Genomic DNA, 24022 nt, shown 5'->3' with positions numbered 1-24022 from the left:
CAATTTAAGCATTTGTTTCGTGTCCATTTTCATGGGGCTTGACCACTAGCTACCTCATGCCCTGCATCCAAAATAGCCTTTGCCAAGTTCGGATTCTGTTCCATCCCTTTTCCTATAAGGAAAAAAGTTGCCTTGATATCGTATTCATCTAGAATATCCAATACTTTTGTAGTGGTTTTATCACTCGCCCGGTCATCAAAAGTAAGCGAGATTGTTTTGTCAGTACTAGAAGCATTAGAGAACAGAATCGGTTTCTCATTTTGATAGTCCCAGTTTACTTTGACTGCATAAAACCCTTCAATTTCAGCTAACGGCTTTCTTTCTCCACCGCCTTCTATCAATTGACTGAGCGGAACAAACGTGTAGCCAATATCTTCTGCCGCTTTCGCTATATAGGCAATCGATGCAATGACTTCTGGATTCAGATGTGTGTTTAACGACACAATGCCTCCTCTTGAGATATACCTTTCCACATAGTCTCCAATGCTTTTGGCGTCCTTCATATCCCAATCTTTCGGGTTAATGTTGTAGCTCACAACCGCTTCCATTCCGAGTTGAGCCGTAACTAAACGAATGTCATCATGATAATCGCCTGACTTTGTGCGGACGTAACGCGGGAGGACACCGTTTTTTTTCAATCACCTCATTGCTTAATTGGATTTCTTTATAAATTTGTTCGTAACTAAAGTCAGCCATGTCCAACTGATTTAATGTGTTATTCTCGATTTCATGCCCCCCTAGACACGATTGCATTCGCAAGATCTGGTTCCTCTGCTACCCGGACGCCTGGAAGAAAAAACGTCGCTTTCATCTCATACACATCTAATTCATCCAACAGCAATTCCATCGTTTGTTGATCTGCCATGCCGTTAAAAGTAAGTGCTAGCTCTTTCTTTGACGTATAGACCGATGAAATTGCGTTGCTTTTTTCGCCCGTATACCGAACGATTTCCTCAGTAGGTTTGACCGATTCTGTCCCGCTGCTTGCGGCTTTCTTTTTCTCGTCAAACAAACGACACCCCGATAGGATGACAAGCATTGCTAGTAAAATGACTAGCCGGCTTTTTGACCTTTTCACGATTTCCCCTTTATGTCTCTCCATTCTTATGCCCCTCACTTACATTTCTTCTGTTATCAGCTACACATATTACTGTACTTCATTGATAAATTTGATAACTATTTCCGCTACTCTGCTTCGCTTCAAACATGGCAATATCCGCATAATTGATTAACGCATCTCTATCAGTTGCATGATCTGGATACATACTAATCCCGATACTGACACTTGCCGTAATTGGATAAGCTTCTATCTCGAAAGTGTTATCAAATAACGACAAAATCAGCCGAACTTGTTCTTCAATATTCTCCACATCTTCGAGAAGCATGATAAATTCATCCCCACATAGATGGAAAACATGGTTTTGAATGATCGATAAGTTGGACAAACGACTAGCGACTTCTTTTAAAAACAAATCGCCGATGGCATGTCCATACGTATCATTGATCTTTTTAAAGTGGTTTATATCCAAAAACAACACGGCCATTCTCTGGTTCTGTTGCTTGACTCTCCCGATATAGGTATCAATCGATAAATCCAACATTCTACGATTCGGCAAGCTCGTTAATTCATTGTGACAAGCAAGATATTGCCATTGCTCATTATTTTTTTGCTCCGTAATATCAACAGATACGATATGAAATCGGGAAACGCTTTTTACTTCGTCATCCACAGGAATAATGACCGATTTCAACCAATGGACTTTCCCATCTCCAGCCTTTTTACAGATTTCACCTGTCCATTCCTCCCCTGTCCTGAGCGTTCTTTCAAGTGATCCAAAGAACTCTTCAGAATGATAGCCCACATACAAAGTCCGGAAGTCTCGCATATAGACATCCCTTAAGGAATACTTCAGCGTTGCACAATAGTTATCATTGATATCAATGATGTTCCCTTCCACGTCTATGACCATAATCATGGCTAATTGATTCATCGCATGTTTCATCAATTCCAACCCTTGGACAACTCTATTTTGTCCATTAACGACTTCACTTCTATTTGAATAATAATTGACCATTTATCTCTTCCTCTCTTTACTGATTCATGTTAAATGGATCTGCTACCGGCTAGTGAAGAGTAAGTCAACACTCCGAATATTCCGACTACACTAACCGTCTTGGATGCATCTTTTACAATTTGAATTGGGAATTTATCGTATAAAAGCATGGATACCCCCATCATAAAGATAAAATACATTTCCAACAATTGACGAATGTTAATAGTGACGAATAATAATGGTAATTTAATAAATGGAGCATTCCTCCCTCTATGAAAACATCTGCTATTTAAAAGAAAACTCTTTCCCTTTTCTTCCTTCTTCCTAGTGGATAAACCCACTCTTCTAGAGCATTTAAAGCAAGACAAAGAGACCATCTTCTGGGAAAATGATCTCTTTTTCTCTATTTAAATTGAACTAAATAGTACCCTCTCCACTTTGATTTTCGTTCCGAGCGGACGCTTTCCGCGGGCACGGCTTCAGCCAAACGAACAGCGGAGTGTGAGCTTGGCCATATTTCTGCGTTCTTTGCGGAAATTAAGGCACCTTGCTCTCAACGATTCGCTTTCGCTGGAGTCGCCGCTCTACACTTCAATCAACTAAGAGAATAGGTAAAATTATAAATTCAACTTACATATTTAATAATTTGTCGGCACCCTAAACGAAACAGTTGTACCTTCGCCTAAAACACTGTCGATATGCACCCCTTCGCCATACAATTGCTTCAAACGCTGATCCGTGTTGAGCAAACCAATCCCTCTTGTTTTATCTGGTTGACTTGTCAACACTTTTCGTACCTTCTCCTCATCCATGCCAACGCCATCATCACTAATTTTGACGATCATATAATCCCCTTCAGGATAAATACAAATACGTATCGTTCCCCCTCTAATCCGTTGCAACACACCATGCCTCGCCGCGTTTTCAACTACTGTTTGAATGACGAGCGGTGGAACGAACAATTCATCTGCTCCTTCTATTTCCCACACAACTTGTAGCCGATCGCCAAAACGTTCTTTCTCAATATAGAGATAGGATTCAAGTAATTTCAGTTCATGTGCAAGCGGTACAATATTGTCGAGATTTTTAGAGTCAAAACTTTTCCCTAAATAATAGCCGAATTTCTCCAATAAATTAACCATTCGTTCAATATCGATTTCGCTCAATGAAATAATGGTGCTCAACGTGTTATACAAAAAATGTGGTTGTATTTGCGCTTGTAGCCATGCTGCCTCCATACGAAGGCGCTCGCTAATCGAGTCCTTTAAATCAGTTAACGCATGAACACGTACAGTTAACTCTAATGCATCGACGGGCTTGGTCACATAGTCATTGGCACCTGCCTGGAATCCCGTATAGATATCTTCCGGCTGACTGCGTGCAGTAATTAGTAATATAGGCAGTTCCGATATCGAATATTTTTCCCGGATGGCACGTGTCAATTCATAACCAGACATATGTGGCATCATGACATCCGTAATAATGAGGTCCCACTCTTTCACACCTAAACGAGCCAATGCTTCTTTTCCACTCTTCACCGTTTCAAGCTCGTATTGTTCGCTAGGCAAAATACTCGCCAATACTTGCAAATTAATGGGATCATCGTCCACTGCTAAAATTCTTCGTTTGGATGTGCTCCTATTCTGTTTAAATCGATCTGAGACTGGTGGATAATCGACGGACAACCTCTTAGCATGCGGTTCGTCTGTTCGTTCAATTACCGATTTCTCTTCCGTATTCGTTATCAACCGTTCATCCCGCTTATCAGCCAACGGCAACGTAAACGAGAACCGACTCCCTTCACCTACGACCGACTCGACCTTGATGGTTCCTCCATGTAATTCCACCAACTGGCGACATATGCTAAGTCCGAGTCCAAGACCGCCCGCAATGGACGTGATTCCAGAATCGCCCTGTTCATAGGGTTCAAATAACCGATTCATTGTTTCTTGGTCAATCCCCATTCCTTGATCTGTTATATGGATATTCACCATGCCATCTTGCGCGTCGGCAGTAATCGTAATCGTTCCTTCATCCGAAAACTTCACCGCATTGTGAAGTAGATTGAACACAATTTGAATCAGTCGATTTTTATCTGCCAGTACTTCCGGGAAATCATGTGGAATTTGTGATACGAGCTGGATATTCTTCTTTTCCGTCATAAATCGAAGCATATCCACGACACCTGAAGTAACCGAATGGATCGCCAATGGTTCTTTTTGGAGTTGAATACGATGCTCCTTTAGACGTGTCACATCCAACAAATCATCCAATGTCCTCGACATATGGCGACCGATTGTCATGACCAATTCAATATCTTTTTCACTCTTTTCGGTTAGATGATCTGCTTCGTTACGCAAAACAGACTGCGCAATATTAATAATCCCATGGAGCGGATTTCGCAATTCATGCGAAGTATTGGCAAGAAAATCATCTTTGCGTTTGATTTCTTGTTGAAGCTGGATCGCAAGCTCTTTGTTTTGGTCGTTCACTTGGAAGAAGCGTCTAAACAATAAAATCGAGATGGACATAAAGACAATTAAAGCATCAAACGGATAATAAGGGAGTTCCGTTAAACTGTTATCTTTATAGAATGGCCACAGGAAACTCGATATCGTACCAGCTGCGCCTAATAACAAAATAACATTATCCTGATTCCCTCTTTTGATCGTTCCCCATGTTAAGATCACAATCATTACATAGGAGGCAATAGCCATTAGGAAAATGACAGGGATTATAGAAGAGATATAGTGAAAGGGTACTAAAATAATACCAACTGCCACTAACAAATAAACACAATTAAATAGAGAGATTATTTTATAATAGGCCTGTTTCGCAAAGAATTTTTGGATAAATAAAAGAATAAATACGGTTGTTCCAATATAAGCGATGGACAATATTTTTAAAGCCCAAACCTCGTCAATCGGCAGCCAAATTAATAGTAATTTATCATCATCCAATAACACCGCGATTGTTTTACAAAGGGCGGCAAGGCCAAAGTATAAAAACTCTATATGTTGGCGTCTCCATAAAAAGAGAATAAGTCCGAAGACAAAGTGCAATAATGTCACCGCAGCTACTAAAAGTTGAAATGTAATCGATGTGAAATGCTGTCTTTTCAAAGCCGATTCGCTACCAATTTGAATCGATTTGGCAATCCCTTTCTCAGTAGCCATCGCGTGGTTAGGTTGTTGAATGATGATGTCAATCTCACCCTGTTTGTCAGCCTTTAGGGAAACTGTCCGAGCAAACAAACCACTCTTCCGTTTCGCTACACCATAATGTTCGGATTCATTATCGAGAGCGACTTCATTATTCACAATGACTTTGGCCACATAAGGTTCATGTGGCAATAGCATTTGGTAATGCTGTTTTTGTTGCTCATCTGCTAGTATAATTTTTAATCGATAAGTGCCGTAAATAGGTGAGTTTGAATGCCACTTTCCTGGTTTTACGCTATACTTTTTGTTGTTGGCCTCTATCCCCTCAGATGCTAACAGAACGTCGGGGTAAAATTCCCAAGCTCCGTCTAAAGCTAAGGTCTCATCGTTATCAAAGTCCCAACCCCTTAAATCGAGGACACCTTGCTGAGCTTCCACTTTAGTGTGACCTAGCGACAAAGTAATCCACGCCATACGGAAGCCTGTTAAAAGCACTAAAAATAAACAGAGAATAAATAGTATTTTTCGATTGGACATAGCCACAGCAAACCTTTCTCAAATCAGATAATGAAGTATATACATTGTAGCAGGTATCCGTGGCTCGGGCCGTTTTTCACGGAAATGTATGTGATAGTTCCGCATTCAAAAAGAAAGACTGCCCTAGTACCGTTATTTCCGGTACCAAGACAGTCTTTCTTTTTAAAGATTATTACTCATGCTTCGCATTATAACAAACAAGCACAGATCCCGTTTTTGCCTCTCCAAAAACGTAAAGTGGCGATGTATTTCCTTCAACCTCTTTTTTAAATCGGATAGAGCGCTGCAACAGTTGTTCCTGCTCAGACGTGCGCTGAATATCATCTAACTGTAAATCCAGACGCCCCATATTCGATATAATTTCTCCTGTAATAGCAACTTCAGATGGAATATAGATTTCAACCGAACCACTCATCGTCTTCGCTTCAATTTTCTCCGCCGCTGCATCAATTGTCGTGACCACAACAGGACCATTCAAAGATTGCGCTTCAACCTCTTTCACAGCACCATCTATATAGACACGGCCATTCAACGTTTCAGCTTCGATTGACCCACCCGTTACATTCGTCAAAGCAATCGCACCATTGCCCGTTTCAAATTCTCCGTCTTTAAACGTCAACCCTGAAACGTCAATTTTACCGTTTGTCGTCTTCACACGTACCCGGTCTGCCGTAGCATCCTTCATATCAAACGAGCCATTTAGTAAACGGACAGAAATCCGTGCATAATCCTTTTTCGGAATAAATAACGCGACGTTCACTTGAACAATTTTCAAATCGCTCGATAGGCGTAACTTGCCCTCGTCGTTGACAAATAATAGCTTATCAAGAAAATCTTCACGTGCTTTTTCTTCCGAATCACTATTAAACGCCTTGACGGTGAATTCCGCGCGTATCTCCTCGTCATCGCTCGTGTGGATTGTTACTTTACCGTTCGCAATATCAGCAATGACTTCCTCAATCCCACTTGCCGATTTTGTCACTGTGTGATTGAACGTAACCGAGTGCCCAAAAGGCGAATCAAAGTCAAAGGACTTCACTTTTTGGACAGCCGTTTGCATAAATTGCATGAATCGATCACCGACGTTGGTAAAATCCTTGCGTAGATCATCAAGGAAGTCATCCATAGAAGGTTGTCCTTCTTCGTTGCCATTCGTTTTCTCTGCTTCCTTGAACGTTCCCGTCTGTTCATGCGAAGACGTTGGGTCTGCTTGCTGTTCAGCAACAGGCTCTTCAGCCTTTTTTTGAATATCTACAGTCGCCTGGGGTTGTTGTTCGCTCGATGGTTTCGTTTCACTTGGTTGTTCATTTTTCTTCGGTTGACCTAATGTTTCTAGAAGTGTTAGTGCTTCGTCTGTCGTGATCGTCCCGTTTTCCAGCATGGCTAAAATTCGTTGTCGTTCATTTTGCATCGTTGCGCGCCTCCTAGTAATGTCAGTGTGCGGATTACTCCGTTGTGTTAGTTATATATACGAATCATATTGAAAAAAGTTTCATTCCACTCGATTTTCGGCTTCCTCGATTTGCGTGGCCATCCGCCCGCGATCTCGTTCAAGAATAGGTTGTAAATAATGTCCCGTATACGAAAGCTCAGACTGCGCAATTTTTTCCGGTGTACCCGTAGCGATAATTTGTCCTCCTTTGTCTCCTCCTTCAGGCCCTAAATCAATAATATGGTCCACAGTTTTAATGACATCCAAATTATGTTCAATGACTAGCACTGTGTTACCAGTATCTACAAGCCGTTGCAAAACAATCAATAACTTGGCGATGTCATGCACATGCAAGCCCGTCGTCGGTTCATCTAGAATATAAAATGATTTGCCATTTGACCGTTTATGGAGTTCAGAAGCTAGTTTCACTCGTTGCGCTTCTCCACCTGACAAGGTTGTTGCAGGTTGCCCTAATTGAATATAACCTAGTCCTACATCCACAATTGTTTGCAGCTTACGGCTGATTTTCGGGATATTCTCAAAAAACACGAGGCCATCTTCAACTGTCATCTCCAGGACGTCTGCTATATTCTTCCCTTTATACGTCACTTCAAGCGTTTCGCGGTTGTAGCGTTTTCCATGACATACTTCACAAGGTACGTACACATCCGGTAAAAAATGCATCTCGATTTTAATAATGCCGTCGCCGCGACACGCTTCACAGCGTCCACCTTTGACATTGAAACTGAAACGTCCTTTTTTATAGCCTCGTACTTTCGCTTCGTTTGTCGATGCATAGACATCTCGCACATCGTCAAACATCCCTGTATATGTTGCCGGATTCGATCTTGGTGTCCGTCCAATTGGGGATTGGTCTATTTCAATGACTTTTTCGAGTTCTTCAAGACCGGTCACAGATTTAAATTGGCCTGGCTTCTGTTTCGAACGATTCAGTTTCTGTGCCAACACTTTATAAAGTACTTCATTGATCAACGTACTTTTCCCTGATCCTGATACACCTGTAACGGCTATAAACTGGCCAAGTGGAATATCCACGTTGACGTTTTTTAAATTGTTTTCAGAAGCACCTTTGATGACGATTTTTCGACCGTCCGCTTTCCGTCGCTCCAATGGTAGCGGGATAAACTTCTTGCCACTTAAATATTGGCCGGTTAACGACTTCGGATCATTCATCACTTGGTCAGGTGGTCCAGCAGCTACAATCTCGCCACCCTCCACACCTGCGCCTGGTCCAATATCGATTAAATAATCGGCAGCCATCATCGTATCCTCATCATGTTCAACAACGATGAGCGTATTACCGATATCGCGCATGCTTTGCAACGTACCGATTAAGCGGTCATTATCACGCTGATGCAACCCAATGGACGGCTCATCTAAAATATAGAGCACGCCTGTCAGCCTCGAACCAATTTGCGTTGCCAGTCGAATCCGCTGCGCTTCTCCGCCAGACAACGTTCCCGCCGCTCTTGATAGCGTCAAATAATCGAGGCCAACGTTAATGAGAAAGCCAAGTCGCTCATCGATTTCACGTAAAATTAGCTTGGCAATTTGGGCATCTTTTTCGGACAGTTGAAGATTTTTGAAAAACTTGTCTGCCTCAACAATCGATAACTCTGTTACTTTCCCGATATGAACACCATCCACTTTGACAGCGAGTGTCTCTTCCTTCAATCGGTACCCCGCACAGGTTGGACAAGGCTGTTGCGCCATGTATTTCTCCATTTGTTCACGAATATAATCGGAGGAAGTTTCTTTAAAGCGACGTTCGATATTCGCCAGAACTCCTTCAAAATAAATATTGCTATCACGTGTGCCACCAAATTCGTTTGTGTATCGGAAGCGGATTTTTTCATCTTTTGAACCATGCAATATTTTATCCAGCTCATCGTCTGGTAATTCACTAACTGGTACATCCATCGCAATGCCAAAGTGATTAGCTACTGTTTTCAACAATTCCGGATAATATTGTGAACTGGTCGGTTCCCATGGCGCAATGGCATGTTCTGCTAACGTACGCGATGGATCTGGAATGATCAGATCTGGATCGACTTCTTGCTTCGTGCCGAGCCCATCACATTCCTGACAAGCACCAAATGGACTGTTGAATGAAAACATGCGCGGCTCTAACTCACCAATTGAAAATCCGCATAACGGACAGGCATGATGTTCACTGAACAACATTTCTTCGCCGTCAATGACGTCAATTAGAACGGTACCTTCCGCTAAACGCAATGCCGATTCCAAAGAATCACTTAAACGCGCAGCAATGTCTTCCTTCATCACAATCCGGTCAATGACAACTTCTATATTATGCTTCTTGTTTTTATTCAACTCGATATTATCGTCCAAATCGATTATGTCTCCATTTACCCGAATTCGAACATAACCTTGCTTTTTAATATCTTCGATTAATTTTACATGTGTCCCTTTACGGCCTGAAACGACTGGTGCCAATACTTGGATACGTGAGCGTTCTGGCAATTCCATCAGACGATCCACCATCTGCTCAATCGTTTGGGATGAAATCTCTGTGCCATGAACCGGACAGATAGGTTTCCCAACTCGTGCATAGAGCAGGCGCAGGTAGTCGTAAATTTCCGTCACCGTTCCAACCGTTGAACGCGGGTTGCGACTCGTCGTCTTCTGATCGATGGAAATTGCAGGTGATAAGCCCTCAATCACATCGACATCCGGCTTGTCCATCTGCCCTAAAAACTGGCGTGCATAAGCCGATAATGATTCAACATATCTTCGCTGCCCTTCCGCATAAATCGTGTCAAAAGCGAGCGAAGATTTTCCAGAGCCCGAGAGACCTGTCATCACGACTAGTTTATCTCGCGGAATATTGACGTCAATATTTTTTAAATTATGTGCGCGAGCACCTTGTATAACAATTTCCTTATTTTTCATATATCTTCACCTTTCCGCCTTCAATTCCAAAATCGTATCCCGCAGTTCCGCAGCACGTTCAAAGTCGAGTGCTTTCGCCGCTTCTTTCATCTCTTTTTCAAGGCTGATTAGCAGAGCTGCTTTCTCGTCTTTCGTCAACTTCTTGCCTTGCGTCACTTTTTCGACATAGGATACAGCTTCCTCTGCAACTTGTGTTGCACGGATGACATCGCGTACTTCTTTCTTAATGGTTGTCGGTGTGATGCCATGTTTTTCATTGTAAGCAATCTGAATATCACGGCGACGTTGCGTTTCGTCAATCGCTTTCGTCATTGAGTCGGTCATGCGATCCGCATACATGATGACATGGCCGTTCGAGTTCCGTGCCGCCCGTCCAATTGTTTGAATAAGCGCTCGCTCCGAACGTAGGAAACCTTCCTTATCTGCATCCAAAATCGTCACAAGCGATACTTCTGGAATATCGATCCCTTCTCGCAGCAAGTTGATACCAACAAGGACATCATACGTACCGAGCCGTAATTCCCGAATAATCTCTATCCGTTCCAGCGTCTTCACTTCGGAATGCAAGTATTGCACTTTGATACCGATATCCTTTAAATAATCCGTCAAGTCCTCTGACATTTTTTTCGTTAAAGTCGTAATGAGCACACGCTCGTTCTTTTTAATGCGCTCGTTAATTTCATCGATTAAATCGTCAATTTGCCCCTCAATTGGGCGGATATCAATCGTCGGATCTAGCAGTCCCGTTGGTCGAATAATTTGCTCCACCATTTCAGGCGTATGCTCCATTTCATAAGGACCAGGTGTTGCTGAAACATAGATGGCTTCTTTCACATGGCCTTCAAATTCTGTAAAAGTAAGTGGCCGATTGTCGAGCGCAGAAGGCAGTCGAAAACCGTGTTCAACGAGCACATTTTTCCGGGCCTGGTCACCATTAAACATACCCCTAATTTGTGGCAATGACACATGACTTTCATCGACAACGATGAGAAAATCGTCTGGGAAATAATCGAGTAGCGTATACGGTGTCGCACCAGCAGGACGCAGTGTTAGATGGCGGGAATAGTTTTCAATGCCCGAACAGAAACCCATTTCTCGCATCATTTCCAGATCATAGCGTGTCCGTTGCTCAAGACGCTGCGCTTCCAATAACTTGTCCTCGCCGCGTAGTTCCGTTAAGCGTTCTTCTAATTCCAATTCAATATTCGCAATCGCTTTCACCATCTTCTCTTCGCGTGTAACGAAGTGAGAGGCTGGGAATATAGCGATATGATCGCGTTCCCCGAGAATTTCTCCCGTCAGCGCATCCACTTCACGAATCCGGTCGATTTCATCGCCAAAAAATTCGATGCGCATACAGCGTTCATCACGTGAGGCCGGGAATAGTTCCACAACATCCCCTCTGACTCGGAACGTACCGCGTGTGAAGCTAATATCATTACGCTCATATTGAATGTCGACAAATTTACGCAGCAATTCGTTACGGCCGATTTCCATCCCCGTGCGAAGCGAAACGACCATTTCTCGATACTCCTCCGGCGAACCTAAGCCGTAAATACAGGAAACGGACGCGACGATGAGAACGTCATTACGTTCAAATAACGCGGACGTCGCGGAATGGCGAAGCTTATCAATTTCATCATTGATACTGGCATCTTTTTCAATAAATGTATCTGTATGTGGCACATAGGCCTCTGGTTGGTAATAGTCATAGTAGCTGACAAAGTATTCCACTGCATTGTCCGGAAAAAACTCTTTAAACTCACTATATAATTGGCCCGCCAACGTTTTGTTGTGGGCGATGACCAATGTCGGTTTGTTAACTTCTTTGACGACGTTCGAAACTGTAAATGTCTTCCCAGTCCCTGTTGCACCTAGTAACGTTTGGTGTTTCTCTCCCCTATTCAAGCCATCGACAAGCTGCTTAATGGCAGATGGCTGATCGCCTTGTGGTGTGTAGGGAGCTTGCAAATTAAATTTTTGGACCATCGAACACCCTCCCAAGAAGAATTGCATTGAATTGATTTTATTTTATCATATTCCCCTTCTTTTCACGAATAAAAACGAACGTACGTTTTTTAGATATATTTCATGACGCGAAGCAATTGAGGACAAGTGTAAGGGCGATGTCTTTGCGTGGTATGCCCGCCCACTTTGCGCTGTTCGGCACTCTCTTTGCGCGGTTGCACACCGACTTTGCGCGCTTCGGAGCTCTCTTTGCGCGGTTACACGTCTACTTTGCGCGCTTCGGCACTCTCTTTGCGCGGTTGCACACCGACTTTGCGCGCTTCGAAGCTCTCTTTGCGCGGTTGCACACCGACTTTGCGCGCTTCGGAGCTCTCTTTGCGCGGTTGCACACCGACTTTGCGCTGTTCGGAACTCCCTTTGCGCAGTTGCACACCGACTTTGCGCGCTTCGAAGCTCTCTTTGCGCGGTTGCACCTCTACTTTGCGCGCTTCGGAGCTCTCTTTGCGCGGTTACACACCGACTTTGCGCGCTTCGGAGCTCTCTTTGCGCGGTTGCACACCGACTTTGCGCGCTTCGGAGCTCTCTTTGCGCGAACCCACACCGACTTTGCGTCCCCCACCTCCAACTCTTCCATATCTCTACAAAATAAAAAACGCTGCACATCGTTCATGCAGCGTTTTTGTCTATTAGGCGTGCTCTTCCAATTTAGCTAGGCTATCCACGTACGTACGAAATTTCTGTTCGTCCCGGTTATCAAGTGAAAGGTCGATCAATTCCATGAGTCGTTCCTTCGTTTGTTCGCGATGGATATGCTTTAAAAAAAGATCCATGTAAATATCATTCAACAGTTTCTCTGCCTGTAATGCAGAACTATTTTTCCCAACGGCTTTTAAGAACTCGGCATATGAATAATTGTTTTCCATCTCACTCACCCCTAATGCCTTTTATTTATTATATCTAATTTCCGGGGTAAGTTGCAAGGATTTTTCGAATATTCTATTTTTATTTATTTATTTTTTAGGTTCTATTGAAAACGCTACCATCTGTGCTACAAAAGGAAACACTTCAATCATAGATTTCTTTTTTTTCTCCGGTCAACCTTATCGTCGCTTCGGAAATAATTAAGACAATCGCCCCTATCACAACAGGTGTAATCGTTAAGCCATACAAATACACTGCCGCCACCATCACCGCCACCGCTTGAATCCATTGCACTGTGCGGACCATTTTTCGAATCGCAGACGGGCGAATTTCCTCCCGCTCAGGAAACAGCATGTCCATACGGAAGTCGTCACCTGCGCGCAATGCATGAATGAGTTGTACGGCAGAAGCAAACGCCAACGCTCCCGCAAAAATGAACGCAACGATTGGGAATGGAATAAACAATGCGCCTAGCATCGAGAGAACTGTTAATCTCACCCATAGCCAAAAAATATCGTCTGTGCGAAGGAATGTCCGCTTAATCAGATAAGATTGCGCTACTGTCCTACCAAATACCGGTGTGGTCATGAACGCTCGTAGCCAACCTCTTCTACTAACCGATCCCTTCAAATGAGGTACGTCCGTAAAATAATTCGCAAACCGATAAAAACGCATCATCCGATTTTGTTCAACCTCGATAAAATGATCGTATGGGAATGGTTTACTATTTTTGATTTTTCGCCAATAAATACTGTAAATACCGAGGACAATTATACTGCCTACGACCACGTACAAATAGGCATGGAACCAACTATAAATCAGCAATGCCGCCACTAGAAAACGAACCGCACGATCTCCCCAGATACCCGCGCCGCTCCGTGCATGACGGAAAGAATACTCAATATCTACGAACAACCATTTCAAAATGACAATGCCAATCGCAAGACCGATAAAAATTTCCTTGGAGCCTGTCTCAGTTGCAGCTAACAGCGGTAGCGCAACGACATACAGTCCAAGTGGCAAAACCAATTGAGAAAATAGCGTCCAACTTATCGCCCGCTTTAAATAGCTATCTAGCTTGTGTTCCAACGGTAGAAAATAAACCGTATCCGCTGGCTTCAATAGCGTCACAATCGGCGAATAGGCAAGTGCGCCTGCAATGACGACCGCTGCCAGAATCGCTGCGGGAAAATCTACTGACACTTCCTTCAACCATTCGCTGTAAGCATAGGCCCCAGCGCCCATCGTAAACACGAGCACAATCGCCAAATGCCCCGTAATGACATACTTCATATATTTTTGAAGCTCGGTCATGTAGTGGACGAACCGAGCCCCCCATATATCACGCAAATTGTTCATTATCGGTTTCCTCTGTCATCGCAATATACAAATCATCGAGCGAAGCCCCTGGACGTCCAAACGCTTTCCGTAAGTCCTCCATCGTTCCCGCTACGCGCACCCGTCCCTCGTGCAATAAAATGATTCGATCACAATACTTTTCCGCCGTTGACAACACATGCGTCGACATTAAAACAGAAGCGCCATTCCCCGTCCGCTCCGTCATCTGTTCAAGCAACGACTTAATCCCGATTGGATCTAGTCCAACAAACGGTTCGTCGATAATGTACAACGAAGGATTAACGAGAAATGCACACATGATCATGACTTTTTGACGCATCCCTTTTGAAAAGTGAGCAGGGAACCAATTCAAGCGCTTTTCCATGCGAAATTCCTTCAACAACATTTCAGCACGCACGTCAAATTGCTCCTTCTCCACCCCATATGCCATTGCCGTTAGCTCAAGATGCTCTCGCAACGTCAACTCCTCGTAGAGAATCGGCGTTTCTGGAATATATGTAAACGCCTTGCGATACGCTTCAGAATCCTCACTAAATGTCACACCATTGACACGAATTTCACCTTGATGCGGATTCATTAATCCAATAATATGTTTAATCGTCGTACTTTTTCCAGCTCCATTTAGGCCTATCAACCCTACCAGTTCACCTTTACCAATTGAAAATGATAATTCATGCAGGACAGGTTTACGTGTATAGCCGCCAGTTACATCTTTTACTTCAAGAATCGTCATATTCAGTCCTCCATTCTGCTTTTCATTTTAACAAAAAACGGTTTGAAATGCTCACTGTTCAAAATATGCTACACTTGTCTCATTCATGAAAGGATGTGCCATAATGACAGATTGTATTTTTTGTAAAATCATCGACGGAACCATTCCAAGCACGAAAGTTTATGAGGACGAGCATGTACTCGCATTTATGGATATTTTGCCTGTAACAAAAGGACATGTCCTCCTCGTCCCGAAAACACATCGTGAAAATCTTTATGAAATGAACGAAGAAGAAGCAGCGCGTCTATTTGCAGCAGCACCCAAAATCGCCAATGCTATCAAAGCAGAATTCAAACCTGCTGGCATGAACTTACTGCAAAATAACGAAGCTTTCGCTGGGCAAGCCGTCTTCCACTTCCATCTGCACTTCATCCCACGTTATGATGAAACAGACGGCTTCCAACCAACTTTTGACACAAAGGAATCACTATTCCCCGCAGCAACTCTCACGGAAATTGCGGCAGGCATCCGGAAGCATATCTAACAGGTAGATTGTGCAGTGTATACCCGCCTGTTGAAAAAAGTTTTCACTCTATAAATGGAACTTATGATTTTCACTAATCTCTAGCGAAGGCGCCTTACAAGCGGTCGCCGAGCGGTGTCTAGGAAGTTTTTCCCGTTCAACATATATGACTAAAAAGCTTTTCGTCTACTCACGCAAAGCTTTTTAGTTATTCAGTTTATAATGATTTTCTTTATTGCCGTTCCACAATAAGCATGGTTTAATTAAACTACTAACAGGTATACTAACCGCAAAGAAAGGGGCTAATACGATGAAAGCATCCACATTTCTAATCGGGCTAGCAACAGGCTCAATCGCTGCTGCCATTGCCGTACTCTATTCAACTCCACAATCAGGAAGCGAACTCCGAACATCCGTTAAAAGCGCTTCAACTGACATGAAAGCAAAATTCAAAGATGTTAAAAGCAAAGTAGCAGACCTCAAAGAATCAGTCTCCCACTTAACAAAAGAAGCAAAACTAACTGTTCCTGCAACAATCGATGACATTAAAGGATCCATCGAAGAGTGGCAACAATTAACGGAGCCAAACAAAGCCCGACTGGAAACTGAAATTGCTGCCATCCAAACAGCACTCGAAGAACTTGAACAAACGCTTGCTGCACAACAAAAACCATAATGAAACGTCTATCAATCACGCCTCGGTGTGATTGATTTTATTATCTCTTTTAAAGTTTTTATGCAATTCTAACTTTTTTATTTGTTGCTTTCCTGCTATAATAAAGGAATCATAAAATGATAGAAAGTAGGTGCCTCCAATGTCGGAGAAACAGTTTTCCCCAAAAGAAGCAATGATCTTTAGCCAACGTGTTGCGCAGATGTCGAAAGCGCTTTGGAAAGCGGTCGAAAAAGATTGGCAAAAGTGGATCAAACCTTATGATTTGAATATTAATGAACACCATATCTTATGGATTGCTTACCATCTTCAAGGTGCTACGATTTCCGACGTCGCTAAATTTGGCGTCATGCACGTATCCACAGCCTTCAACTTTTCAAAGAAGCTAGAACAACGTGAGTACTTATATTTTTATAAAAAAGAAGATGACCGCCGTAATACATACGTTTCCGTCACCGAAAAAGGCGAACAATTATTAATTGAAATGAACGAAAACTACTATAATACAGAGCACGGGATTTTAGACGGCTCCCTCCCAATCAAAGATCTCTACGGAAAATTCCCTGAATTCTTGGAAGTCATGTCCGTTATTCGTAACATTTATGGGGAAGACTTTATGGAAATCTTCGAACGCGGCTTCAAAAACATCGAAGATACGTTTGAGGAATCTAACCAAGATTCGCCCCTATTGAGCGCTCAAGAAAAATAATTTCAATTCAGGACGTTTTTTTGCTATGATGATTTTGGAACGATTCGAAGGAGGGATGGACTTGATCCTTATCATTACAGTTCTATTTTCACTGTTTTACTTATTCCAAATCAACAAAATGACATACGCACTTTGTGAATCACGGGAAATCCCCGAGGAAAAGCAACCCAAAATATACAAAACCGTAAACATTCTCGTCACAATACTGATTTTATCCTTTTACGTCGAAGTCCTTTTAAGTGTGTAAGGCATGTACAAAAGCGTAGGGCACCTGTTTAGATTCGGTAGGCATAAGACAAACCGGCTGTGAGGCGATTTGTGCGCCGAGCATCTGGCGCCCGGAGTCTAGACGACAAAAGTCCATCTCCCCGCGAAGGGAAATGGACTTTTCTTTTCGTTTAGGCTCCAGCATCTAGGAGCTCAAACTGCTTCTTACCAGCTGTTTTTTAGTACAAGTAGGCTGCACCGACAATGATTAACAGGATGAACAACACAACAATCAATGCAAAGCCCGAAGAACCTTGATTATATCCGCTCATTGGAGCACCCCCTCTCTCTCTTAATATCCTATGCGTATTTTTCAAACCGTTATGGGCAAATTATCCGGGAACCTTTTTGTTTTAGGGGCGTTTTTATGATATAGTATCTACTGTTATAGACAAAAGTTAGGGGAGACAATTACATGAAAAAAACGGTTTTAGCACTTACAATGGCGGCATCCGTTCTTGCGCTTTCAGCATGTAGCGATAAAAGTGAAGGGGAAGTCATCCTTACATCAAAAGCTGGAGACATTACACAAACAGAACTTTATGAGAAAATGAAAGAAACAATCGGTGAAAACACACTTCAACTTATGGCTATTGAAAAAGTACTTGCTGACAAGTACACAGTGACAGACAAAGAAGTAAAAGCAGAAGTCGATAAAGCAAAAGAACAACTCGGCGAGCAGTTTGACATGTACTTAGTGCAACAAGGTCATACAACAGAAAGCTTCACAGAAATGATGCGCCTCAACCTGCTACAAGAAAAAGCACTAGTGGATGGCGTTGAAGTATCAGATAAAGAAGTGGATAAACGCATCGAAGAGATGAATACAGAATTGACAGCAAGACACGTTCTACTTGCTGACGAAGAAACAGCACTTGAAGTGAAGAAGAAGCTAGAAGAAGGTGCTGACTTCGCTGAAGTTGCTAAAGAATTTTCAACTGAAGAAGCTGCTAAAGATACTGGCGGTGACCTTGGAACATTCGGCTACGGCGCAATGGTAGCTGAATTTTGGAACGGCGCTTACGCTCTAGAATTGAACACAATTAGTGAGCCTGTCCAATCTGAGCACGGCTTCCACATCATCGAAGTAACTGCAAAAGGGAAAGCAGCAGAAGCGCAAGCAACGAAGGATGACACAGAAAAAATTCGTGAAGAAATCCGCTTTGAAAAAGCAGATCCAAACACGATTATTGAAAAAGTCGGCAAGCTTATGAAAGACGCTGACGTGAAAGTGACGGACGAAGAGTTGAAAGCCGCTCTTGACATGTTCCTTGCTAAAGATGAAAAAGAAGCAGATAAAGAAGAAAAAGAAACAAAAGAAAAATAATGATGATGAACAGGCCGAGCTCTTGGGCCTGTTTTTTTTATTGTCTGGACTGAACAGGTGCTTGCGCTTTTCTTATAATTAAAACGTAAAAACTCCAAGAGACCCGCTGTCCCTTGGAGTTTTTACAGTTCGATTCATTCAATTCCTGGCTTATAAAACGAGCGATTATCCAGTGGGAAAATACGCTCTGTAAATTCACCTGGTTCCGCTTTACCAAGCGCCCGATCTAGCATGTTCATCTTCGCATCAATATTGTCGATGTAATGCAGGATTTCTGCTTCTTTCAGCATCGGTCGTTTCGGGCTGCCCCACTCTTCTTTCCCGTGATGAGACAACACCATATGTTGCAGCAACATCACTTCTTCGCCAGCGATTTCAAGCTCATCCGCCGCTTTCGAAATTTCCGTCACCATAATGGTAATATGGCCAAGCAAATTTCCTTCAATCGTATATTGCGTGCCGACTGGGCCTGATAGTTCAATCACTTTTCCGATATCATGCAAAATAATCCCCGCATACAACAAATCCTTATTGAGTGACGGATACAAATCGGCAAGTGCTTTGCCCAATTTCAGCATGGACACAACATGGTCAATCAGCCCTGACACATAATCATGATGATTTTTCGTCGCTGCTGGATACGTCATGAAAGCCGCTTGGTGCTTTTTCAATAAATGACGCGTAATGCGTTGAATTTGTGGATTCTTCATTTCAAAGAAATATTGCATCAGCTCCTCATACAGCACTTCTTTGCTTTTAGCCGATGATGGAACAAGATCCGCAATCGAGATCCCTTCGTCTTCCTTAATCGGGCGTATGCTCTTAATACGTAGCTGGTTTTTCCCACGATATTCATGCACTTCTCCGCCTACTTTAACAATGGATGCCCCCACGTAAGTTTTCTCATGCTCTTCTTTCGTATCCCATAACTTCGCTTCAATATCACCGCTTTTATCCTGTAAAATGAGTGTCATGAATGGGCTTCCTTGCGTTGTAACGCCCTTCGTTGCTTGCTTAATGAGCAAGTACAAATCTACCGGTTCTCCTGCTTTATAGTCAGCGATTTTTTTCATACACTGCTTACCCCCTATCCGTTTCCGATGTCGGAAACCTGTATAATTGCTGCATGTGTCCACTGCGTTTTTATTGTCTCATGACATGTAAAATAAAGGAATTGATGTTGATGTTGCAATTTATCCAATACATTAATCATACGCGAAAGACGCTCGCTGTCAAAGTGTACAAATGGGTCATCCATAATGATTGGAAAAGGAGCCGTCTCCATAACAGAGGCTGCAAGTGACAGACGTAATGAGATGTAGGCCTGTTCTTTCGTTGCTTGGCTCAATTCGCCAATTGGATAACGCAGACCTTCCGCAGATACGACTTCAAAGCGCCCGGCTTCTGTTACGACTAGTGATTCATATTTGCCAGCTGTCAGTTCGCTAAACATTTTCTCGGCAGCCCGCAATACTTCTGGCAATTTCTTCTCTTTTAATTCCGCCATTGTTCGTCGAATAGCTTCAGCAAGCGCTTTGCGTGCAGACCACTTTTTCGCAAGCTCCGCAAGTTCTGCTTTTTTCATTTCAAACAGTTGGCGTTTTGCACTCAACGTCTCATCCGTGAGCAAATGCTCGGTTTTATGGACAAGCGCTGCCTTTTCATCGGTCAGCATCGTTAGCTCTCCATCGATGGCTACACGTACTTCCTCATTAGTAGATATTTGCGCTACGAGGCGGTCTTCTGACACATCGGCTGGCACTTCAATCGCGGGATGCATAGCAAATTGCTCGCTAATCGCATCCAGCTGTTCTGTTAAGAGACGTTGTTGCTGATGCGCATCGAAAGCATGATAGAACCCTTCTTCCGTCTCCACGCCTGCTTCTGCCCATAACGTCTGGACTTGTATGTGCAACGATTCAACAAGACTAGCCTTCTCTTTGACTGCCGCTTCAAGTCGTTCCATCTGTCCAGTCAAGGATTTAACCGCCTCCGCATGCTCTCCCAGTTGCATAAATTCCCTTCTCAGCATCTCATACATCGCCTCTTCAGGCACCATTTTTTGCAACGCCTGCTCCGCCTGCACCATTCGTTTGTCGATGGCATGCCGTGCAGTCTGTTGACGACTCTTGCTATCTTCTACATCCCGTACTACTTCCTGCACCTCTCGAATCATGCGGAATAATTCAGGTATAATGGTCGGCGATGGGAAACCGTCAAAACCATAGCGTTGTAAAAACTGTGTTAGTTCAGCCTCCATTTGCTGACGCTCATGATGCGTTTGATTGAGCGTCGCTTCCGCTACTCGATACTTTTCTTCGTATAGACTAAACGTTTCGCGCAACTCTTCTCGTTTTCGCTTGTACACATCCATGCGTTGCATAAGTTCTTCCATTTGCCGTTCCTGTCCATCATATGCAGCCACGACTTTTTCCATCTCTCGCATGGTCGACTCATTTGACGGTCCAACCTCTTTTTTCAGATAAAGGAAGATCCCTACACCGCCAACAATCACACCAGCGATGGCAACAAACCACTCTTGCTGTAAAAATCCAAACACGATGAAAGCAATTGCTAGCAGGAAAAGGATAAGCGGTAGGTCAAGTGCCTGCTGATTCCCAGCACGTCCTCCGAATGCCAGATAAGCTTTTGCTTCAGCTAGTCGTTGCCGAATCGCTGGCCACTCTTCTGCACGTTCCCTATCCGCTACAGAAGGTGCGGTTCGCTCAATGTTGCTAAGCGCATTCTCCGTCTCTAGCAAATCCTGTTCAATTTGTACCAACTGCCGTTCAGCAAAACTGATTTGCCGATCGCACTCGGTCAGCCCGGCAAGCAATTCATGCATCTGTTCTTCCTGTCGAAGCGAAACATCCGCCTGGATCAATGCCATTTCATGCGCTTCCCCACTGATACCAAGCCTGTCAAAAAGGCGCATTTTTATACCTGTTAAGCGACGTTGTTCCTCGTCTGCTGTAGTCATTGCTGTGCGCCAATTATGCCACTCCGACTCTTTAGCCAGTAGACTTTCGAGCTGCGCAAGTCGTTCTCCTTCTTCTCGCTCTGGTAGGCGACTAGCAAGCTCCGATAACTCTTCCGTCATTCGCCGTTTAGCGACTTCTGCTTCTGTATGCTTTCCCGCAAGCGTTTCGTAACGTCGAATGCCATCCGCTGGAAACTCTCCTACTCGTAAATCCATTAACTGATTTTCCAATAGCTGCTTTTTATGATGAAGGGGAAGCGATTGTCGAATGAGTGCAAGCCGTTGTATCTCTTCCTGCAATGACTTACCCTGTTCACGCAACGCTGTCAGCCGTCCATCAATTTGCTGAATGCGCTCAATTGCAGGGACGTACTCGGCAACTTTTGTCTGTTCGTTCTTCAATTCCATCTCCAAGTCGCGCAACTCTGCAATCTTGACGTTCATCTCTGGATTGCGCCCCGACTTTTTGAATAGCTCGCCCATCTCTTTTTCCATTTGCTTTTCAAGCTGTAATAGCGAGTCGACACCCGTTGTGCCCGAAGCAAGCAATGTACGGCTTAACTCTTCCTCATCCATCCTCTCAAAGCCCTGTAATTGCAATAGGGAGAAGGAGAATATGGATTCAAATGAAGCCCGATTGTACTGACGCAGTAGATTGTTCAGCGCTTCTTCTCCGCCCCTCGTGCCATCCTCAAAATAGACGGTGACATCACCAGCAGATTTTCCACGCACCCGTTCAACAATACAACGGCCAAATGTCTCATCGTACACATGCACTTGCCCACCATACTTGCCCCCTGACTTCGGTTCATAGCGTAGCAATGCGTTGTTTTTTTGTGGAAAGCCGAATAAGATATGCAGGATAAATTGCTGAATCGTCGTTTTCCCAGCCTCATTCAAACCATATAAAACGGTCATACCCTGCCCTAATTCAACTGTGATATTTTCATGTTGCCCAAAACCGTAAATCAGCAATTTCTCAATCTTCACGTACCCACCTCATTCCATTCCAGCCATTTCTACTGCTAACAATGCAATGGCTCCGGCTTCGACTTCTTGTATGTCCTCTTCCGTCAGCACCTCTACATATTTAACGCTTCGCGCATGCTGATGAACATCCTTTAACACATCTTTCCAATCATCTGCTCCCCAGCCATCCATCATACCGATGACCGACTGCATCAATGCCCCTGAAGCTGCTGATAAAGGGATATGTTTAGCGAAGCGGATTGCCTGCACCCAAACAAGCGGCTCAGCATCGCCGATGACATCACGCAGTACATCTAGCCATTCTTCATCCGTTGATTGACCGAATAGCTCCAGCGCACCTTGATCGACCTCAATCATCGACAACTCCACAATGCCTGCACCATACTGCGCAGTGAACGATTCGAGCGCCTCCTTACACGCCTCCAGCCATTCATTGGCATGTTGCAGCCCTGCGCAAGACACGTCTACACGCCCAAACACAAGCGCCGAAGTGGGGATGAACTGCAGAGACACTCCCGTTTTCGATAATTCTACTTCGTAAAAGCCTTTGACGCCCGCCTCATTGCGATGCCGCCCTTGTACATTCCCCGGGTAAACGATAGGCGGCTCCTCATGCAACTGCTGCCGCAAATGGATATGCCCAAGCGCCCAATAATCATAATGTTTGGCCAGCAGGTCACTTTTCGTAAACGGTGCATACACAGCATGCGTTTCGTCCCCCGCCAAACTGCCATGCAACATGCCGATATGTATTGCATCATGGTCTTGCGCAACCGGATAGCCATCCACCATCTTCGAGCGAACATGCCGCTCCTTATAACTAAATCCATATATCGAAACCGCTTGCCCTCTAATCGTCAAACGAACTTCCTCAACATCCCCGCCAAACACATGGACATTGGGCGGCAACTCAAAGCGCGTCCAGTTGCCTGCAAGATGATCGTGATTGCCGTGCGACATGAAGACAGGAATGCCCGCCGCATGTAGTTGTTCCATACCTTCATGGAATTTCATTTGCGCACGCAAACTCCGATCCTCACCGTCGTAAATATCCCCCACAATAAGCACAAAATCCGGCTTCGTTTCCACTGCATAACGAATCAGATTGGCGAATGCCGTAAACGTGCTGTCCCGCAACGTCGCAAGCCGCTCTGCTGGCAAACCCGTCATCCCTTTAAAAGGACTATCTAAATGCAAATCAGCCGTGTGAATAAATCGAATTGTCGACAACTAAAATCCCTCCCCTAACCAACGAATACTTGTTCTTATTTTAGCATAAGTAGGGGTTTTCTGCACAGAAAAGATGGGAGCCAGGCACCCGGAGTCCGTTCAGAAATACACGCCAAACTCTCAAAAAAGAACCTCTCTCCAACCTTTTCTTTTTCAATCAAAACTAAGTACAATAGAAATACAACATTATTAACCATATATTACAACTAAATCATCTATTTACAACTAAATTTCCATATCAGCAA

General features: G+C 43.7%; 20 protein-coding genes. 5 read left to right on the top strand and 15 right to left on the bottom strand.

Annotation, left to right across the window (positions count from 1 at the left end; genetic code table 11):
• Window positions 1–29 precede the first annotated feature (29 nt).
• The 11 genes from MKY34_RS07460 to MKY34_RS07410 all read right to left on the bottom strand — a co-directional run bounded on the left by MKY34_RS07460 (window position 30) and on the right by MKY34_RS07410 (window position 15099).
• On the bottom strand, window positions 30–638 hold the full coding sequence (locus MKY34_RS07460) for a polysaccharide deacetylase family protein (RefSeq protein ID WP_342514557.1): 609 nt from the start codon (window positions 636–638) through the stop codon (window positions 30–32).
• A gap of 89 nt (window positions 639–727) precedes the next feature.
• Entirely contained in the window at window positions 728–1102 is a 375-nt protein-coding gene (locus MKY34_RS07455) for a polysaccharide deacetylase family protein (protein ID WP_342514556.1), read from the bottom strand.
• Between the two features lie 55 nt (window positions 1103–1157).
• A complete protein-coding gene (locus MKY34_RS07450) occupies window positions 1158–2075 on the bottom strand; it encodes a GGDEF domain-containing protein (RefSeq protein ID WP_342514555.1) in 918 nt (305 codons plus the stop codon).
• A gap of 617 nt (window positions 2076–2692) precedes the next feature.
• Window positions 2693–5689 (bottom strand): ATP-binding protein, encoded by a 2997-nt coding sequence (locus MKY34_RS07445; protein ID WP_342514554.1) that lies wholly within the window; start codon window positions 5687–5689, stop codon window positions 2693–2695.
• A 235-nt stretch (window positions 5690–5924) separates the two neighbouring features.
• Window positions 5925–7163: a DUF4097 family beta strand repeat-containing protein gene (locus tag MKY34_RS07440; RefSeq protein ID WP_342514553.1), complete on the bottom strand. Its 1239-nt coding sequence runs from the start codon at window positions 7161–7163 to the stop codon at window positions 5925–5927.
• 81 nt (window positions 7164–7244) lie between these two features.
• Window positions 7245–10118 carry an excinuclease ABC subunit UvrA gene (uvrA, locus tag MKY34_RS07435; RefSeq protein WP_342514552.1) on the bottom strand — a complete coding sequence of 958 codons (2874 nt, stop codon included), beginning with the start codon at window positions 10116–10118 and terminating at the stop codon, window positions 7245–7247.
• Window positions 10119–10124: 6 nt separating this feature from the next.
• Window positions 10125–12107, bottom strand: a complete 1983-nt coding sequence (gene uvrB, locus MKY34_RS07430; protein ID WP_342514551.1) for an excinuclease ABC subunit UvrB — start codon at window positions 12105–12107, stop codon at window positions 10125–10127.
• 236 nt (window positions 12108–12343) lie between these two features.
• A complete protein-coding gene (locus tag MKY34_RS07425; protein WP_342514550.1) occupies window positions 12344–12559 on the bottom strand; it encodes a hypothetical protein in 216 nt (71 codons plus the stop codon).
• A gap of 213 nt (window positions 12560–12772) precedes the next feature.
• Window positions 12773–13009, bottom strand: coding sequence for an IDEAL domain-containing protein (locus MKY34_RS07420; protein ID WP_342514549.1), 237 nt, complete (start codon window positions 13007–13009; stop codon window positions 12773–12775).
• Between the two features lie 142 nt (window positions 13010–13151).
• On the bottom strand, window positions 13152–14366 hold the full coding sequence (locus MKY34_RS07415; RefSeq protein ID WP_342514548.1) for an ABC transporter permease: 1215 nt from the start codon (window positions 14364–14366) through the stop codon (window positions 13152–13154).
• Entirely contained in the window at window positions 14350–15099 is a 750-nt protein-coding gene (locus MKY34_RS07410; protein WP_342514547.1) for an ABC transporter ATP-binding protein, read from the bottom strand. Before MKY34_RS07410 ends, MKY34_RS07415 begins: the two co-directional genes overlap by 17 nt.
• A 103-nt stretch (window positions 15100–15202) precedes the next feature.
• Between MKY34_RS07410 and MKY34_RS07405 the strand changes: the two genes are divergently transcribed.
• The 4 genes from MKY34_RS07405 (at window position 15203) to MKY34_RS07390 (ending at window position 17230) form a co-directional block, all read left to right on the top strand.
• The gene (locus MKY34_RS07405; RefSeq protein WP_342514546.1) at window positions 15203–15622 is read left to right on the top strand and encodes an HIT family protein; all 420 of its coding nucleotides are present in this window, start codon (window positions 15203–15205) and stop codon (window positions 15620–15622) included.
• A gap of 289 nt (window positions 15623–15911) precedes the next feature.
• The gene (locus MKY34_RS07400) at window positions 15912–16277 is read left to right on the top strand and encodes a YtxH domain-containing protein (protein ID WP_342514545.1); all 366 of its coding nucleotides are present in this window, start codon (window positions 15912–15914) and stop codon (window positions 16275–16277) included.
• A gap of 139 nt (window positions 16278–16416) precedes the next feature.
• Window positions 16417–16983 carry an HTH-type transcriptional regulator Hpr gene (locus tag MKY34_RS07395; RefSeq protein WP_342514544.1) on the top strand — a complete coding sequence of 189 codons (567 nt, stop codon included), beginning with the start codon at window positions 16417–16419 and terminating at the stop codon, window positions 16981–16983.
• Window positions 16984–17044: 61 nt separating this feature from the next.
• Window positions 17045–17230, top strand: coding sequence for a hypothetical protein (locus MKY34_RS07390; RefSeq protein WP_342514543.1), 186 nt, complete (start codon window positions 17045–17047; stop codon window positions 17228–17230).
• 199 nt (window positions 17231–17429) lie between these two features.
• Here the strand turns inward: MKY34_RS07390 and MKY34_RS07385 are convergent, their stop codons facing one another.
• Window positions 17430–17522 carry a YjcZ family sporulation protein gene (locus MKY34_RS07385; protein WP_084212358.1) on the bottom strand — a complete coding sequence of 31 codons (93 nt, stop codon included), beginning with the start codon at window positions 17520–17522 and terminating at the stop codon, window positions 17430–17432.
• Window positions 17523–17665: 143 nt separating this feature from the next.
• On the opposite strand from MKY34_RS07385, the gene MKY34_RS07380 reads away from it, so the two are divergent.
• Window positions 17666–18577, top strand: coding sequence for a peptidylprolyl isomerase (locus MKY34_RS07380; protein WP_342514542.1), 912 nt, complete (start codon window positions 17666–17668; stop codon window positions 18575–18577).
• 134 nt (window positions 18578–18711) lie between these two features.
• Here MKY34_RS07380 and yhaM read toward each other — a convergent pair whose 3' ends face one another.
• The 3 genes from yhaM to MKY34_RS07365 are packed head-to-tail and all read right to left on the bottom strand — an operon-like array spanning window position 18712 to window position 23777.
• A complete protein-coding gene (yhaM, locus tag MKY34_RS07375; RefSeq protein WP_342514541.1) occupies window positions 18712–19650 on the bottom strand; it encodes a 3'-5' exoribonuclease YhaM in 939 nt (312 codons plus the stop codon).
• A gap of 14 nt (window positions 19651–19664) precedes the next feature.
• A complete protein-coding gene (locus MKY34_RS07370) occupies window positions 19665–22547 on the bottom strand; it encodes an AAA family ATPase (RefSeq protein WP_342514540.1) in 2883 nt (960 codons plus the stop codon).
• Between the two features lie 9 nt (window positions 22548–22556).
• Complete coding sequence (locus MKY34_RS07365; RefSeq protein ID WP_342514539.1) at window positions 22557–23777, bottom strand: DNA repair exonuclease; 1221 nt, start codon at window positions 23775–23777, stop codon at window positions 22557–22559.
• Window positions 23778–24022: the final 245 nt, after the last annotated feature.

It is taken from the genome of Sporosarcina sp. FSL K6-1522 (assembly GCF_038622445.1).
Taxonomy (GTDB): Bacteria; Bacillota; Bacilli; order Bacillales_A; family Planococcaceae; genus Sporosarcina.
This window is presented reverse-complemented; position numbering and strand designations above follow the sequence as displayed.

Bases quoted from the DNA above. Each gene is read 5' to 3' on its own strand.
- MKY34_RS07445 (WP_342514554.1), bottom strand. From the start codon at position 5,689: ATGGCGTGGATTACTTTGTCGCTAGGTCACACTAAAGTGGAAGCTCAG.
- MKY34_RS07440 (WP_342514553.1), bottom strand. From the start codon at position 7,163: ATGCAAAATGAACGACAACGAATTTTAGCCATGCTGGAAAACGGGACG.
- yhaM (WP_342514541.1), bottom strand. From the start codon at position 19,650: ATGAAAAAAATCGCTGACTATAAAGCAGGAGAACCGGTAGATTTGTAC.
- uvrA (WP_342514552.1), bottom strand. From the start codon at position 10,118: ATGAAAAATAAGGAAATTGTTATACAAGGTGCTCGCGCACATAATTTA.
- uvrB (WP_342514551.1), bottom strand. From the start codon at position 12,107: ATGGTCCAAAAATTTAATTTGCAAGCTCCCTACACACCACAAGGCGAT.
- MKY34_RS07405 (WP_342514546.1), top strand. From the start codon at position 15,203: ATGACAGATTGTATTTTTTGTAAAATCATCGACGGAACCATTCCAAGC.
- MKY34_RS07385 (WP_084212358.1), bottom strand. From the start codon at position 17,522: ATGAGCGGATATAATCAAGGTTCTTCGGGCTTTGCATTGATTGTTGTG.
- MKY34_RS07400 (WP_342514545.1), top strand. From the start codon at position 15,912: ATGAAAGCATCCACATTTCTAATCGGGCTAGCAACAGGCTCAATCGCT.
- MKY34_RS07455 (WP_342514556.1), bottom strand. From the start codon at position 1,102: ATGGAGAGACATAAAGGGGAAATCGTGAAAAGGTCAAAAAGCCGGCTA.
- MKY34_RS07415 (WP_342514548.1), bottom strand. From the start codon at position 14,366: ATGAACAATTTGCGTGATATATGGGGGGCTCGGTTCGTCCACTACATG.
- MKY34_RS07380 (WP_342514542.1), top strand. From the start codon at position 17,666: ATGAAAAAAACGGTTTTAGCACTTACAATGGCGGCATCCGTTCTTGCG.
- MKY34_RS07420 (WP_342514549.1), bottom strand. From the start codon at position 13,009: ATGGAAAACAATTATTCATATGCCGAGTTCTTAAAAGCCGTTGGGAAA.
- MKY34_RS07395 (WP_342514544.1), top strand. From the start codon at position 16,417: ATGTCGGAGAAACAGTTTTCCCCAAAAGAAGCAATGATCTTTAGCCAA.
- MKY34_RS07410 (WP_342514547.1), bottom strand. From the start codon at position 15,099: ATGACGATTCTTGAAGTAAAAGATGTAACTGGCGGCTATACACGTAAA.
- MKY34_RS07450 (WP_342514555.1), bottom strand. From the start codon at position 2,075: ATGGTCAATTATTATTCAAATAGAAGTGAAGTCGTTAATGGACAAAAT.